At 74.7% G+C, this 14,337-nt stretch carries 12 protein-coding genes; 7 read left to right on the plus strand and 5 right to left on the minus strand.

Annotation, left to right across the window (positions count from 1 at the left end; genetic code table 11):
• Window positions 1-110 precede the first annotated feature (110 nt).
• Window positions 111-1,106, plus strand: a complete 996-nt coding sequence (locus AC4BG9_RS00465; RefSeq protein ID WP_490569116.1) for a patatin-like phospholipase family protein — start codon at window positions 111-113, stop codon at window positions 1,104-1,106.
• Window positions 1,107-1,146: 40 nt separating this feature from the next.
• Here AC4BG9_RS00465 and AC4BG9_RS00470 read toward each other — a convergent pair whose 3' ends face one another.
• The 4 genes from AC4BG9_RS00470 to AC4BG9_RS00485 form a co-directional block, all read right to left on the minus strand.
• Window positions 1,147-1,479, minus strand: coding sequence for a hypothetical protein (locus tag AC4BG9_RS00470; RefSeq protein WP_490569117.1), 333 nt, complete (start codon window positions 1,477-1,479; stop codon window positions 1,147-1,149).
• Between the two features lie 99 nt (window positions 1,480-1,578).
• Complete coding sequence (locus AC4BG9_RS00475) at window positions 1,579-5,094, minus strand: ATP-binding protein (RefSeq protein WP_490569118.1); 3,516 nt, start codon at window positions 5,092-5,094, stop codon at window positions 1,579-1,581.
• Window positions 5,091-5,816: a DUF4194 domain-containing protein gene (locus tag AC4BG9_RS00480; protein ID WP_490569119.1), complete on the minus strand. Its 726-nt coding sequence runs from the start codon at window positions 5,814-5,816 to the stop codon at window positions 5,091-5,093. Before AC4BG9_RS00480 ends, AC4BG9_RS00475 begins: the two co-directional genes overlap by 4 nt.
• Entirely contained in the window at window positions 5,813-7,300 is a 1,488-nt protein-coding gene (locus tag AC4BG9_RS00485; protein ID WP_490569120.1) for a DUF3375 domain-containing protein, read from the minus strand. Before AC4BG9_RS00485 ends, AC4BG9_RS00480 begins: the two co-directional genes overlap by 4 nt.
• Window positions 7,301-7,451: 151 nt before the next feature.
• Here AC4BG9_RS00485 and AC4BG9_RS00490 point away from each other — a divergent pair, with 151 nt between their 5' ends.
• From AC4BG9_RS00490 to AC4BG9_RS00510, 5 genes are all read left to right on the plus strand, one after another.
• Window positions 7,452-7,856: a TOBE domain-containing protein gene (locus tag AC4BG9_RS00490; RefSeq protein WP_490569121.1), complete on the plus strand. Its 405-nt coding sequence runs from the start codon at window positions 7,452-7,454 to the stop codon at window positions 7,854-7,856.
• A complete protein-coding gene (gene modA / locus AC4BG9_RS00495; protein ID WP_490569122.1) occupies window positions 7,853-8,644 on the plus strand; it encodes a molybdate ABC transporter substrate-binding protein in 792 nt (263 codons plus the stop codon). The genes AC4BG9_RS00490 and modA overlap by 4 nt, the downstream gene beginning before the upstream one ends.
• On the plus strand, window positions 8,637-9,425 hold the full coding sequence (locus tag AC4BG9_RS00500) for an ABC transporter permease (protein WP_490569123.1): 789 nt from the start codon (window positions 8,637-8,639) through the stop codon (window positions 9,423-9,425). Before modA ends, AC4BG9_RS00500 begins: the two co-directional genes overlap by 8 nt.
• Complete coding sequence (locus tag AC4BG9_RS00505) at window positions 9,422-10,474, plus strand: sulfate/molybdate ABC transporter ATP-binding protein (protein ID WP_490569124.1); 1,053 nt, start codon at window positions 9,422-9,424, stop codon at window positions 10,472-10,474. Before AC4BG9_RS00500 ends, AC4BG9_RS00505 begins: the two co-directional genes overlap by 4 nt.
• 77 nt (window positions 10,475-10,551) lie before the next feature.
• Complete coding sequence (locus tag AC4BG9_RS00510; protein WP_490569125.1) at window positions 10,552-11,382, plus strand: hypothetical protein; 831 nt, start codon at window positions 10,552-10,554, stop codon at window positions 11,380-11,382.
• Here AC4BG9_RS00510 and glsA read toward each other — a convergent pair.
• Window positions 11,379-12,335: a glutaminase A gene (glsA, locus tag AC4BG9_RS00515; protein ID WP_490569126.1), complete on the minus strand. Its 957-nt coding sequence runs from the start codon at window positions 12,333-12,335 to the stop codon at window positions 11,379-11,381. The two genes, AC4BG9_RS00510 and glsA, sit on opposite strands and share 4 nt — an antisense overlap.
• Window positions 12,336-12,455: 120 nt before the next feature.
• On the opposite strand from glsA, the gene AC4BG9_RS00520 reads away from it, so the two are divergent.
• Window positions 12,456-14,327 carry a gamma-glutamyltransferase family protein gene (locus AC4BG9_RS00520; RefSeq protein WP_490569127.1) on the plus strand — a complete coding sequence of 624 codons (1,872 nt, stop codon included), beginning with the start codon at window positions 12,456-12,458 and terminating at the stop codon, window positions 14,325-14,327.
• Window positions 14,328-14,337: the final 10 nt, after the last annotated feature.

Consider the following 14,337-nt stretch of genomic DNA (forward strand, 5'->3'; position numbering starts at 1 on the left):
CGGCCGTCGGGCGCGGCGCTCGGCTCAAAACTACGCCCGCACCGGTGTCCGTGGGGGCGCAGGGCTCCGGGCGGCGGTGGTGCCCGGCTCTGCCGCACTAGTCTCGGGGGATGAGCGGACGTGGACGCGTGGTGCTGTCGCTGGGCGGCGGGGGCGCGCGGGGATATGCCCACATCGGGGTCATCCAGGTGCTCGAGGAGCAGGGCTACGAGGTGGTCGGCGTCGCCGGCACCTCGATGGGCGCCCTGGTGGGCGGGCTGCACGTCGCGGGAAGGCTGAACGACTACACCGACTGGGTCAGCGGCCTCACCCAGCGCGACGTGCTCCGCCTGCTCGACCCGTCGCTGCGGGCCCCGGGGATGATCCGCGGCGAGCGCATCATGTCGCGGGTCGGGGAGCTCCTGGACGGCGCCCGCATCGAGGACCTGCCGGTGCCGTTCACCGCGGTCGCCACCGACCTGCTGGCCCAGCGCGAGGTGTGGTTCCAGCAGGGCCTGGTCGAGGTGGCCATCCGGGCCTCGATCGCGCTGCCGAGCTTCATCACCCCGGTGATGCTCAACGGGCGGCTGCTGGCGGACGGCGGGATGATGAGCCCCGTCCCGGTCACCCCCCTCGCCGGGATCCCGGCCGACCTGCGGGTCGCGGTCACCCTCGCGGGGGCGGACTCGCACGCGCCCGTGCAGGAGTCGGCGGTGCCGCGGCCCGCCGGCGAGTGGCAGGAGCGGGTACGCCGCAGCGCCGCCCAGGTCCTGGACCTCGAGGCGAGCCGACGGGTCGCCCGCTGGTTCTCCTCCCGCAGGTCCGAGGAGCCCTCCGACCCCGCCGAGGGCGAGGACCCCGGGGACGACACCGCCGGGGCCGACTCGCCCTACGGCGACCTGCCGCCCGACCTGGGCGTCCTGCGGGTGATGGAGCTCTCGATCAGCGCGCTCCAGGAGGTGGTGACGCGCTACCAGGTCGCGGGGCACCCCCCGGACCTGATGATCGCGGTGCCGAGGAACTCCTGCCGCACCCTGGACTTCCACCGGGCCGGCGAGATGATCGAGCTCGGCCGCGAGGTGACCACCGCGGCGCTCGCCGGGCTGGACCGGCCGGCGGACCACTGACCCCGGCGTCGGCCTCGGGCGAACGCTCTCGCCGGGTCGGTCAGCGCAGGTTCTGGGATAGGCGGGCGACCGCCCAGAAGAGCGGGAAGGGCATCTCGGCGCTGAGCTGCTCGACCTCGTCCTCGTCGAGCCGGCGGAACTCGTCGGCCAGCCGGACGGCGTCGCTGTGACCGTGCAGGCCCAGCGGGTCGACCAGGCGACGGAGGGCGTCCAGCAGGGGGGCCGGCACCGACCGGTGCAGCTCCCGGCGGCCGGGGTCCGCGATGGCGTCCCAGGCCTTGAGGACCGCCCGTACCGGCAGCTCGTGCCGCTCGCGCCGGCGCGGGCCGGCGGCCCGGGTCCGGCTCGGGGTGGCGGTCAGCTCGATGGTCACGCGGACGACGGTAGGTCTCGGGACCGCCGCCCCGCCGGGAAAGCCCCGAAGTGCCGGCCGTCGGTCCAGACCACGGCCGTGGGCGGCGCCGCCGCCGACTCACCGCCCGGCGAGCGGCTCGCCGTCGGTGATCGTGTGGATCGAGGAGAGCTGGGTCTCGGTGTCCTTGGTGACCAGCAGCAGCGTCTCCATGTGCGGCTCCAGGCCGGTGACCTTGTCCAGCGGCACCCCGATGACCAGCTGGAAGCCGAGTCCCTTCCACGCCTGCACCGCCCGGCCGGCGAACTCCGAGTCGGCCTTGACGAAGCCCTCGTCCAGCAGCACCGGGGCGAACCGGGGACGGGACCTGAGCTCGTCGCCGAGCCGGAAGCGGAGGGCGGAGCCGACGATGAAGGCGACCAGCTCCTGGCTCTCGCCCCCGCTCTTCTCCCCCAGCGTCCGGTAGGTCGACTTGAGCTCGCCGGTCAGCCGGTCGTAGCGCTCGGCGCTGATCTCCACGTGCCGGCGTACGTCGAGCAGCCTGTCGCGGTCCGCCCCGTCCGGGCCGGACTCGGTGGGCCGCAGCTGGGCCATGAAGCGGCTCAGCTCGGCGAAGCGCGCCTCCATCGCCTCCTCGTCGAGGTCCTTGGCCGAGCCCCGGGACAGGTGGCGAAGGTCGCGCAGGAACCCCTGCACGTGGGCCGGCGTCAGTCGGCGGAGCCGGATCCGGAGCCGGTCCTTCTCGGCGCCGAACTCCAGCCGCCGCAGGATCGCGTTGATCGGCTCCAGCCGGTCCTCGATCTCCTCCACCGAGGAGGACATCGCGCCTGCCAGCGGGACCAGGTCCTGGCCGCTCCACTCGGTGAGGCGGCGGCGCCACTCGGCCCGCCGCTTCGCCAGGCCGGTGGCCTCGATCTCGGCGAGGATCCGGGTGTAGTCGGCGCAGGAGTCGGGGCCGACGCCCAGGTTGGGGTCCTCCCACTGCAGCTGGTAGGCCCGGAAGATCGCCGTCAGCTCGCGGTCGGTGTGCTCGACCTCCACCTGGGCACTGGTGACCGCGGCGTGCAGCCGGGCCTGGAGTCGGCCGGTGTTGTCGTGGAAGCGCGCGAGGTCGCCGGCGTCCTCCGGCGCACAGGCGGCGGCGAACTCCTCGTCGAGCCGGCTCGCCTGCTCCGCGTCCAGCACGACCCGGCCGCCGCGCCCCATCCGCTCCAGCTCGTCGTTGACCTGGTCCTCCGCCTCGACCATCTCCGCGTGGGCGGCGTCCAACCCGCTGCGGCGCTCCTCCAGCTGGTAGCGGTGCCGGCGGGCCTCCTCCAGCGCCGTCTCCAGCTGCTCGATCTGCCCTTCCAGCACGGTGAGCCGGTCGTCGGTGCCCAGGATGGCGGCGCGGCGCTGTCCGAGCTCCTCGATCCGCCGGTCGCACGAGGGCACGTCGAGGTCGTCGAAGCCGTGGCTGCGGATCGCCTCGTGCGCGGCGCGGCGCAGGTCGAGCAGCCGGGTCTCCTGCTCCACACCCGCGAGCCGGGCGTCGAGCTCGTCCAGCGAGACCTCGAGGGAGGCCAGCTCCTGGTCGATCTCGGCCAGGGAGTCCCCGTTGCTGAAGCCGATGATGCTGCGCTGGTCGCCGCGGCCGTGCGAGCCCCGACGACCCGAGCGCGTCTGCCCGGCCAGGGTGACCCGCAGGCCGTCCCCGGACAGGTCCCGGGCGTCCTCGACGCACAGCGCGTTGCGCGAGGGATGCGCGACGTGCCGGGCGACCCAGCCCCGGAAGGGCGAGTCCTGGAGGAGGAGCTTGCCCGCCACCCGGTCGGCGTCCGGGACGCCGGTCTCCTCGAGGTCGAGCTCGGCGCCCTCGAAGGTCAGCCGGCCCCGCAGCGACAGCGAGTCGATCGCGGCGGAGAAGTCGTCGAGGCGCTCCAGCGGGACCAGCATCATCCGCGCGGAGCTGCCCAGCACCGTCTCGATCGCCGTGCGCCACCGTGCCTCCTCCGGCGCCACGTCGATGAGCTCGGCCACGAAGGGGAGCTCGTCGGGGCGCAGGCCGCTCGCCCGCGCCACCTCGTGCCGGATCGCGTGCAGGTGGGCGGGGACCCGGCCCGCCCGGCCCTCCAGCGAGGCGCGCTCCTCCCCCAGCGTCTTGCGCCGGGCCAGCAGCGGGTAGCGGGCCGCCATCACCTGGTCGCGCTCGGCGACGAGTGCGGCGAGCTCGGCGGGGTGCTCGGCCAGCCAGCGCTCGGCCCGGTCGACGAGCGCGTGGTAGCCCTCCCGGGAGCCCAGCGGGCCCGCCTGGTCGTCGTCGGCGTCCAGCTCCAGCAGCGCCCGCGTCCGCTGGAGCAGGGCCTCGCGACGGGCGGAGCGCTCCGCCCGCAGCGCCACCTCCCGCTCGATGTCCGCGGCCAGGCGCTCCAGGGTCGACCCGCCGGCCTCCCGGTGCTCCTCCCTGGCCGCGTCCAGGTCGGCGGCCAGCGAGGCGACCGCACGGCCGCTGGTCTTGAGCTCGTCGGCGACCCGGGCACGCTCGCGCCGGTTCTGCTGCACGGCCGCCTCGAGCAGCCGGGCGTGGGTACGGAGCATCCAGAGCCGCACGGGGGTGTCGCCCTGAGCGGTGACGCCGAACGCGTCCAGCTCCCGGGCCCGCGCCACCGCGGCACTGCGCCGGGCGGAGAGCTCCACGATGGGCGCGAGCAGTTGCTGCTTGCGCTCCTCGGTCTGCATGGCGAGGTAGGCCGACTCGAGGTCGTCGAAGTGCTCGACGGCGCGGTCGGCCGCCGCGAAGGTCGCGGGCCGCTCCAGCACCATCTCCTTGTAGAGCTCGTCGACGCTGCGCACCTGGTTGCCGGCCTGGATGCGGGCCAGCAGCCGCAGCGCCTTGGCGCCGTCCCCGTTGGCGCCGATGCCGAGGCGGGCGTGCAGGGTCGCCGCGAACTCGGCGTAGGTGCGGTGCACCCGGGCCCCCGGGTGCACCTTCTTGATCGTGTTGGCGTGGAAGCGGTCCGGGACCGCGGCCTCCAGGGTGGCCAGGTCGAGCGCCGAGTCGAGGGTGACCAGCTGCATCGAGACCTCGCTCGACCGGGTGGCCCGCCGGGGCACGTAGTAGGTGCGCAGCACCGTGAACCGACGCTGCTCGTCGTTGACGAAAGTCGCCGAGACCGCGCCCCAGGTGTCGCTGCCGCGCCCACGCAGGAGCCGCTCGGTGGGGCGGCCGGTGCGGGGGTCGTCGACGATGTCGACGGCGCCGCGCAGGTAGGAGAGCAGGTTGCGCTGGCCCAGGCTCCGCGCCCGGCCCGCCGTGGCGTCGTTGGAGGCCCCGTTGAACTTCGTGTCCGAGGGCATCATCAACGCCGTGTAGGCATCCAGGACGGTGCTCTTCCCGACCCCGGAGGCACCGGAGATCATCGTGGTGTCGCCCCGCAGGTCGACCTCGACCCGGCCGGAGAAGCCGCCCCAGTTGACCAGCTGGAGCGTCTCGGCGCGCCACTGCTCGGTGTCGTCGGACGGCGTGGCCACGGTCTCGCGGTCGAAGAGCCCGTCGCTGACCGCGCCTTCCTCGTCCAGGTCGTCGTCCGGGCTCGCCTCCCGGACCAGCTCCTCGAGCTCTCCGTCGAGCTGGTCGAGGTCGGTGTCGTGGGTCATGCGCGAAGCTCCTCGTCGTCGCCGTCCGGGGTGGCGCCCGCGACCTGCTCGGCGAAGAGCGGGTCATCACCCGGCGCGGCCGGGTCGTTGGTCTGCTGGAGGCTGACCAGCAGCTCCTGGAGCCGCTCCAGGGGCAGCAGCGACTCGATGGCCTCGCTGATCTCGAAGCGGTGGTCGGTCGGGGCCCCGATCAGCAGCCCGGCCTTGTTGATGCTGCTCACCGCGTTGCGGGCCCGCTTGTCGTCGCCCGAGACGTCGGTGGCGTGGGGCGGGCGGAAGCCGGCGACGTAGTCGACGACGTCGTCGCGGTCCACGAAGACGCGGTCCTCGCCGGCGGCGGTGGCGACCCGGTAGCGGTCGCGCAGGTGGACCAGCACCACGGTCTCCTCGCGGGACCAGGCCACGTCGTGCAGGAGCGTCGGGAAGCGGTGGCCCGTCTCGGGGACCGCCTGCCGCTTCCAGGCCACCTCGCGCACCGGGTCGACCTGGAGCTCCAGGAAGAGGTCGTTGAGCCGGGAGCGGATGACCCGCTCCCGGCGGGTCAGAGCCTGCCAGGCCTGGGGGTGGGTGCGGGCGCTGATGAAGCGCTGCTTGAGCAGCGCCACCAGGGCCCGGCGCTCGGCGAGCTCCAGCTCGCCCTCGTCGCCCTCGAAGAGCGAGACGGAGGCGGTGTCGTGCAGCAGGTCCTCGGACGGCTCGGTGGGCAGCTCGGGTGTCGTCATCGTGCGTCCTCCTGGGGCAGGTCGGGGTCGGGCAGGGGGACCCGGGGCACCCGGAAGGTCCGTTGGGAGCCGTCGGGACGCACGGCGCGGTAGGTCTCGGTGCCGGCGCCGGCACCCAGGCCCCGGTCGGTCGCCAGGTGGAGCAGGCCGAGGATCTCCACCGGCCGGCGCAGCGAGGGCTCCAGGGAGTCGAAGAGGGCACCCAGCGAGGCCGCCGGATCCAGGTCGGTCAGCGCCTGGTCGAGCCGGTCGCGCAACGCGGCCAGCGAGGGACCGCCCAGCGCCATCAGTTCCGGGTAGGAAGGTCCTTGCGAGGCCGCCGGGGCGAGGTCGGCCAGGCGGGCCGGGACGACGTCGTCGGCTGGGTCGTGGAAGCGCTCGCGCAGGTGCTCCACCTCGACCCGGCCGGGGAGCAGGTCGGTGGTGACCTGGGCGCGTGGTCCGGTGGTGGCCATCCAGGTCATCAGCTCGGACTCGATCTGGCGCAGTGTCTGCTCCAGCTCACGGTCCCGGGTGGCGTCGTGGGAGACGATGTACTCCTTGAGCGTGGAGGTCACCCGCGAGCGCTGGGAGAGCACGCGGTCCAGTCCCTCCCGGATCAGCCGCACGGTGCCCCGCAGCTCGGCCCGCTCGCCGTCGGCGAGCAGCCGGTCCGAGAGCGGGTGCTCCAGCAGCGCGCCGAGGTCGGCGCGGAGCTGCTCGACCATCGTGTCGTCACGCAGCAGCGCGAAGGCGCCCTCGAAGGCGCGCCCCTCCGGCGTGGCGGTCATCAGGGCGTCCGCGCGGGCCAGGTAGTCGTCGATCACCTCGCCCGCGGGCCGCGCCTCGGAGCGGAAGGAGGCGAGGATCTCCGCCCGGATCTGGGCGAAGCGCTCCTCGACCCGGGCGAAGTCGCTGGGCAGCGCCGAGATCAGCGACTGCAGCTCGGTGAACCCCTCCAGCATGTAGTCGGGCGTCGGAGGCTCCATCTCGGCGCCGTCGACCAGCCGGTCCCGCTCGGCGCTGAGCCGGGCGATCTCGGCGTTGAGGATGGTCACCCGCGCCGTCCGGTCGGGGTTGGCCTCGCTGTTGAACCGGCGCACGGTGCTGATCAGCGTCGCGATCCGGTGCTCGCTCAGCGTGGCCCGGTCCCGGGACAGCGCCTTGACCAGCTCCAGGGCCTGCTGGGCGTGCGAGGTGAGGACGTAGACCTCCCGCCCCCCGTCGTCCAGGGTGCGCACCAGCCACTGCCCGCGCATCCACCGCAGGCAGACCTCGCGCCCGCTGCCCGCCGGCACGTCGGGCTCGCCGGCCGACCGGAGCTGGCTGAGGTGGTCCTCGACCTGCGCGTGGAGGCGGGCCGTGGGGACGGGGCGGTTGTCGCGGCCGAAGGCCGACCTGAAGACCGCGATCACCACCGGCGCCTGGCGCTGGTGCAGCAGGGTCAGCGTGGGCTGCCTGAAGGCACCCCGGACGCGAGCCAGCTCGCTGGCCACCTCGCTCATCGGGCTCCTGCTCTGCTCGTCGGTGCGGTCGTGTCGGCACGCGGTCCGTCGCCCATGACGACAGGTGCGGCGAGACAGCATCCCACCGACCGGCCACGGACCGGGCTTGCGGGGTATCCCGCACCGCACCTGCGGATCTATGCTCGGCTTCATGCCGCAGATGAGGATCCGCGAGGCCGCCTCCTACCTCGGGGTCAGCGACGACACGGTGCGTCGCTGGGTCGATCGCGGCCTGCTCGGCGAGTCCGTCGACCAGGCCGGGCGCAAGGTGGTCGACGGCTACGAGGTGGCGCAGGTGGCGCGCCAGCAGGCGAGACCCCCCGGGGCGCCCGGCCAGACGATCAGCTCGGCGCGCAACCGGTTCGTCGGGCTGGTCACCGACATCCTGGTCGACGAGGTGATGGCCCAGGTGGAGCTCCAGTGCGGGCCCTTCCGGGTGGTCTCCTTGATGAGCAGCGAGTCGGTGCGCGAGCTGGGCCTCGAGCTCGGCTCCGCCGCCGTGGCCGTGATCAAGTCCACCACCGTGATCGTCGAGACGACGGCCTCGGGGTCGTGAGGCCGGCGACGCCCCGCCGCCTGCCCGCCCGGCTGGCCGTCCTGCTGCTCCTCGGCCCGGTGGCGGCGGCCGGCCACGGCTGCGCCCCCGGCCCCGACGCGGGACCCACCCTCGTCGTCCACGCGGCCGCCTCGCTGGCCGGCCCCTTCGAGGAGCTCGCCCGGTCCCTCGAGGCGGAGCACGACGACCTCGAGGTCCGGCTCAACCTGGCCGGCTCCTCCGACCTGGTCTCCCAGGTCCTCCAGGGTGCCCCCGCCGACGTGGTGGCCACCGCCGACGAGGCCACCATGGCGACGCTGGCCACCGAGGGGCTCCTGGAGGGCTCCCCCCGCCTGTTCGCCGCCAACTCCCTGCGCATCGTGGTCCCCGCCGGCAACCCGGCGGGGGTCACCTCGTTCCCCGACCTCGCCGCCCCCGGGCTCGACCTGGTGGTCTGCGCCCCGCAGGTGCCGTGCGGCGCCGCCGCCGGGCGCGCCGCGGCGGCAGCCGGGGTGAGGCTCGCCCCGGTCAGCGAGGAGCAGTCGGTGACCGACGTGCTGGCCAAGGTCGCCTCGGGCGAGGCGGACGCCGGGCTGGTCTACCTCACCGACGCGCTCCGGGCCGGCGACGAGGTCGAGACGGTGCGGTTCGCCGAGTCGGTCGCGTCCCGCACGGTCTACCCGATCGCCGTGGTGGCCGACAGCCCCCGGCGGGCGCTGGCCGAGGAGTTCCTCGACCTGGTCACCGGGCCGGCCGGCCGGCGCATCCTCGCCGCGGCGGGCTTCGCCCGGGCGCCCGGCGATGGGTGAGCGGGAACGGGCCGGGCTGCCCCGGTGGATCTACCTCCCCGCTGCGGTGGGTGCCTGCTTCGTGCTCCTGCCCCTGGTCGCGGTGGTGCTGCGGACCCCGTGGTCGGACTTCGCCGGCCTGATCACCTCCACGGCCTCCCGCGAGGCGCTCTGGCTGAGCCTGCGCACCTCCGCGGCCAGCACCCTGCTGTGCGTGCTGCTGGGCGCCCCGATGGCCATGGTGCTGGCCCGCACCCGGTTCCGCGGGCAGGGCGTGCTCCGCTCGCTGGTGCTGCTCCCGCTCGTCCTGCCTCCGGTGGTCGGCGGCATCGCCCTCCTCTACACCTTCGGCCGCCGCGGGCTGCTGGGCGAGACCTTCGAGGTGCTCGGCCTCCAGATCGCCTTCTCCACCACGGCGGTGGTGATCGCCCAGACCTTCGTCGCCCTCCCCTTCCTGGTCGTCAGCCTCGAGGGCGCCCTGCGCACGGCCGGCGAGCGCTACGAGGTCGTGGCCGCCTCCCTGGGTGCGGGTCCGACCACGGTCCTGCGCCGGGTCACCCTGCCGCTGGTGCTGCCCGGTCTCCTCTCCGGCGCCGTGCTCGCCTTCGCCCGTTCCCTGGGTGAGTTCGGCGCGACGATCACCTTCGCCGGGAGCCTGCAGGGGGTCACCCGGACCCTGCCCCTGGAGATCTACCTGCGGCGCGAGACCGACGCCGAGGGCGCGGTGGCGCTCGCCCTGGTGCTGGTGGTGGTGGCGGTGCTGGTGATCGGCCTGGCCCGGCCGGGGCGGGGCAACCTGTGAGCCTGGTCTACTCGGCCCGGGTGGCCGGCCGCGGGGTGGAGGTCGCCTTCGAGGTCGCCGAGGGCGAGACCGTGGCCCTGATGGGGCCCAACGGGGCGGGCAAGTCGACCGTCCTGGAGGTGACGGCCGGCCTGCTGCGGCCCGACCGGGGCCAGGTGGTCCTGGACGAGCGGGTGCTCACCCGCTGCGGACTCCCCCACCCGGCGCAGGTGGCGCCGCACCAGCGCCGCGTCGCCCTGATGGCTCAGGAGCCGCTGCTGTTCCCCTTCCTCACCGCCCTGGACAACGTCGCGTTCGGCCCCCGCGCCGCCGGTCTCGGCCGCCGTCCGGCCCGGGCCCTGGCACGGCGCTGGCTGCGCGAGGTCGGGCTGGAGGACCTGGCCCCCCGTCGGCCGTCCCAGCTCTCGGGAGGTCAGGCGCAGCGGGTCGCCCTGGCCCGCGCGCTCGCGGCCGACCCCCGCCTGCTGCTGCTCGACGAGCCGCTGTCGGCGCTCGACGTGGAGGTGGCCGCGGCCCTGCGCCAGACGCTGCGCCGGGTGCTGGCCGACCGCACGGTCGTGCTGGTCACCCACGACCTCCTCGACACCCTGCTGCTGGCCGACCGGGTGCTGGTCCTCGACGAGGGCGCCCTGGTCGAGGAAGGCACGAGCACCGAGGTGCTGTCCCGCCCGCGCAGCACCTTCGCCGCGAGCGTGGCCGGGCTCAACATGGTCCGCGGCACCTGGCGCCGCGGGGCCGCCCACTCCCCCGACGGGCTCCGGGTCGAGGGTGAGACCACCGCGCCACCCCCGGCCGAGGGCGACCCGGTGGTCGCCGTGTTCCCACCGAGCGCCGTCTCGGTCTTCCCCCGGGCGCCGGGAGGCAGCCCGCGCAACGTGTTCGAGGTGACGATCGAGGAGCTCGAGCCACGCGGCGGTCAGATCCGGGTGCGGGGCGGCCGGCTGGCGGCCGACGTGACCGTGCGCGCCGTCGCGGAGCTCGGCCTCGTCCCCGGCGCGCGGGTGGTCTTCGTGGTGAAGGCCACCGAGGTCGCGGTCTACGGCACCTGACTGGTCTCGCCGCCCCCGCCGTGACGATCACGCGCGGCCGTGGCCCACTCACCCCCGTGCTGGCATGGTGGACGGTGATGGCTGAGGAAGACGAGAAGAAGACCGGCGGGCTGGACATCGACTGGCTCCGTACCGTCGGTGCCGCCCTGGCGGCCGTGACCAGCGCCGTGCTGCTCTCCACCCTGGGTGCGGCCGGCACGATCATCGGGGCCGCGCTGGGCAGCGTGGCGGCCACCGTCGGCACCGCCCTCTACACCCAGGGACTGGCCAAGAGCCGGGAGACGGTCCAGCGGGTCGGCGCGCTCAAGGTGGGCGCGGCCCAGGAGGAGGTGCGCCGGGCGAAGGGGAAGCAGTCCGACCCGGACGCCGTGCGCGACCACCTGAGCTCCGCCCAGGAACGGCTCTCCGAGGCCCGGACCGAGCTCGAGGACGACCCGCGGCCGACGCTGGGAGAACGGCTCTCGGCCCTGCCCTGGAAGAGGATCCTGGTGACGGCCGCCGCAGTCTTCGCGCTGGCCCTGGTCGCCATCACCGCCTTCGAGCTGGCCACCGGCCGCAGCGTCGGCTCCCGCACCGGTGGCGGTGGGGACGACCGCGGCACCACGATCGGCAACATCACCGAGGGCGGCTCCCAGGACTCCGACGACTCCGACCGTGATGGGCGCGACAGCCGGGACGACGAGCCCACAGGCTCCCCCTCACCCTCGCCCTCGCCCTCGCCCTCGCCCACCGAGGAGAGCTCCCCGAGCGGGACCCCCGAGCCCACTGCGTCCCCCACCGAGACGCCCACCTCGCCCGAGGCACCGGCCACCACCCCGGCCCAGTCGCCCTCGGAGCCCCTGGGGAACGCGCCGACGCCCGCCCCGACGCCGGAGGCCACCACCCCCGCCGACCCGGGCACCGGCTAGTCCCCGGCACTCCGACGCGGGGCGAAGTCGTGGAGCCCGAGCGCCTTGGAGACGGCAACCCCGGCCTCCAGCCCACGCACGCTGTTGCCTCGCTCGTCGAGCCGCGGGCTCCACGCGGCGAACCCCAGACGCCCGGGGGCCACGGCCAGCAGCCCCCCGGAGACCCCCGACTTGGCCGGCATCCCGGCCTGGTGGATCCACCGGCCGCTCCCGTCGTACATCCCGCAGGTGGACATCACGCTGAGCACCTCGGTGGCCACCGACTCGGGCAGCACCCGCTCCGGGCCGCCCGGCACCAGGCCCCACCCGGCCAGGGTGGCACCCATGGTGGCGAGGTCGGCGACGGTGACCGTGACCGCGCAGAGCCGCGCCAACGCCTCCACCGCGTCCTCGACCGGGCACTCCAGCGTCCCGCCGGAGCGCATCAGGTAGCCCAGCGCCCGGTTCCGGTCGGCATGGTCCAGCTCGGTGCGCACCACCTCCTCGTCGACCTCGAGGGGCCGGCCCGCCGCCCGCGAGCAGACGTCCAGGACCCGCGCGACCCGCTCCCCCACCCCGTCCCCCGCAACCAGGGAGGCGGCCATCAGGGCCCCCGCGTTGACCATCGGGTTGGGCGGGCGGCCGGTCTCCTGCTCCAGCACCAGGGCGTCGAAGGGCTCGCCGGTGGGCTCCACCCCGATCGAGTCGTGCACCCGCTCCCCGTGGTCGGCCAGGGCCACGGCATAGAGGAAGGGCTTGACCACCGACTGGATGGGGAAGCCGACGTCGGCCTGCTCGGTGACCGCGAGCTCGCCCTCGACCGTCCGCACCGCCAGGCCGAGGCTCCGGGCGGCCTCCTCGCCGACGCTTGGGTCGCCCACCTCGCCGGAGGTGTCGCTGAGCAGCCTCTCCCGCTCGGCACGGAGAAGCCCTGCGAGGTCCTGGTCGGTCGCGGCCCGGCGGTCTGCGGTCATGACCCGCGAGTGCCCGTCGCGCCTCCGGCCCAAACCGGCCCGGCTCCGGGCGGGAGGTGACACAGTGGGCGCGGCCGGCCGCCACAGGGGCCTCGCCGGCCCACGAGCGGAGGGTTTGGCGTGCGTCGAGCGTCCGAGCGCCGGGGACGCCGGTTCGGCCGGCTACGACGGTGGTCCACGCGGGCGGGCATCGGACTGCTCGCCCTGACGGTGGCGCTGGGCTGCTTCTACGCGACGCTGCCCAAGGGGCCGCGTGACCCGATGGAGTTCGAGAGTCCCGTCGGGGTGACCCGCCCGCTGGCCACGGGCTCGGAGTACGCCGTGGTGGCGGGCACCCCGTGGGCCGCGCAGGTGATGCGCGACGTGCTCGAGGGCGGCGGCAACGCCGCCGACGCCGCGGTCGCGGGGCTGCTGGCGCTCAACGTCACCTTCGGGGAGGCCGCCGCCTTCCCCGGGGTGGCACCGCTGCTGCACCGCGAGGCCGGGACCGGCCGGGTCTCCAGCTATGTCGGGGCCGGCACCGCCCCCGCCGCCGCGACCCTGGAGCGGTTCCGCGCCCGGGGCTGGGAGGAGGTGCCCGAGATGGACGTGTGGGCCCAGCTCCTGCCCGCCTCCCCCGACGTGCTGGTGGCGCTGCTCGCCGAGCACGGCACCATGAGCTTCGGGGAGCTGGCGGCGCCCGCCGTCGACCTGGCCCGGGCCGGGTTCCCGGTCCACGAGGTGATGGCCGCCAACCTCGACTTCTCGTTGGTGGAGCGGATCGGGTTCCAGTTCCTGCTGCCGTACAACGCGGAGGTCTACACCCGCCGGGAGTGGTGGCGACCGATCCATGTCGGGGACAGGTTCACCAGGCCCGACCTGGCGGACAGCCTCGAGGCGCTGGCCGCCGCCGAGCAGCGCGCCCTGGCCGCCGGAGGCGACCGCCGCGACGGGTTGCAGGCCGTCCGCGACCACTTCTACGAGGGCCCGCTGGCCGAGGCGATCCTCGAGCTGCACGAGGACGAGGAGGGTCTCTTCACCGCCGAGGACCTGGCGGGCTACCGCGGCGGGTGGGAGGAGCCGGTGCAGGCCGAGTTCCGCGGGCACCGGATCAGCACCAACCGCACCTGGAGCCAGGGCATCGTCGTCCCGATGGTGCTCAAGATCCTCGAGGAGGTCGACCTGGAGGCGATGGGCTGGGGCTCGGAGGAGTACGTCCACACCGTGCTCCAGGCGATCGACCTCGCCATGGCCGACCGGGAGGAGCTCGTGGCCGACGAGTCGTTCGCCGACGTGCCGGTCGCGGAGCTGGTCTCCGCCGAGCACGCCGCCCGGCGCCGCGCCGAGATCGGTGAGACCGCCTACGACGGCACCCCGGCCCCGGGCCGGGCCGCCACCGCGACGCGGCCGCACACCCCCGCCCCCCTGCTGGGCAAGGACACCTCGCACCTGGCCGTCGTCGACGCCGAGGGCGGCTCGGTCACCTTGACCCCCAGCGACTTCCCGCTGACCCCGATGGTGCCCGGCACCGGACTCACCCTCGGCAACCGGATGACCCAGTTCAGCCTGGACCCGGCCGACGTCAACCGGCTCGAGCCGGGCAAGCGGCCCCGGATCACCCCGCACGCGGTGATGGTCGACGAGGCCGACGGCGGCCGGATCTCACTGGGCACGCCGGGCGGCGACGTCCAGGCCCAGACCAACGTGCAGGTGCTGCTCAACGTCCTGGTCTTCGGGATGGACCTCCAGGAGGCGGTCCAGGCACCCCGCTTCCGGTCGCTCAACTTCCCCAGCTCGTTCGTCCCCCACGTCACCGAGCCCGCGACCATCGAGCTGGAGGGCGAGCTCTACGACGAGCTCCACGCAGGGCTCGAGGCCCGCGGCTACACCGTCCGCGAGGTGGCGCGCTGGGACCACGTGATGGGCGGGGTCGGCATCGTGCGGCGCCTGCCGGACGGCAGGGTCCAGGCCGGTGCCGACCCGCACGAGAGCACCACCGCTCTCACCCGCTGACCTCCCCCCG

It is taken from the genome of Nocardioides sp. Z40_12 (assembly GCF_058215795.1).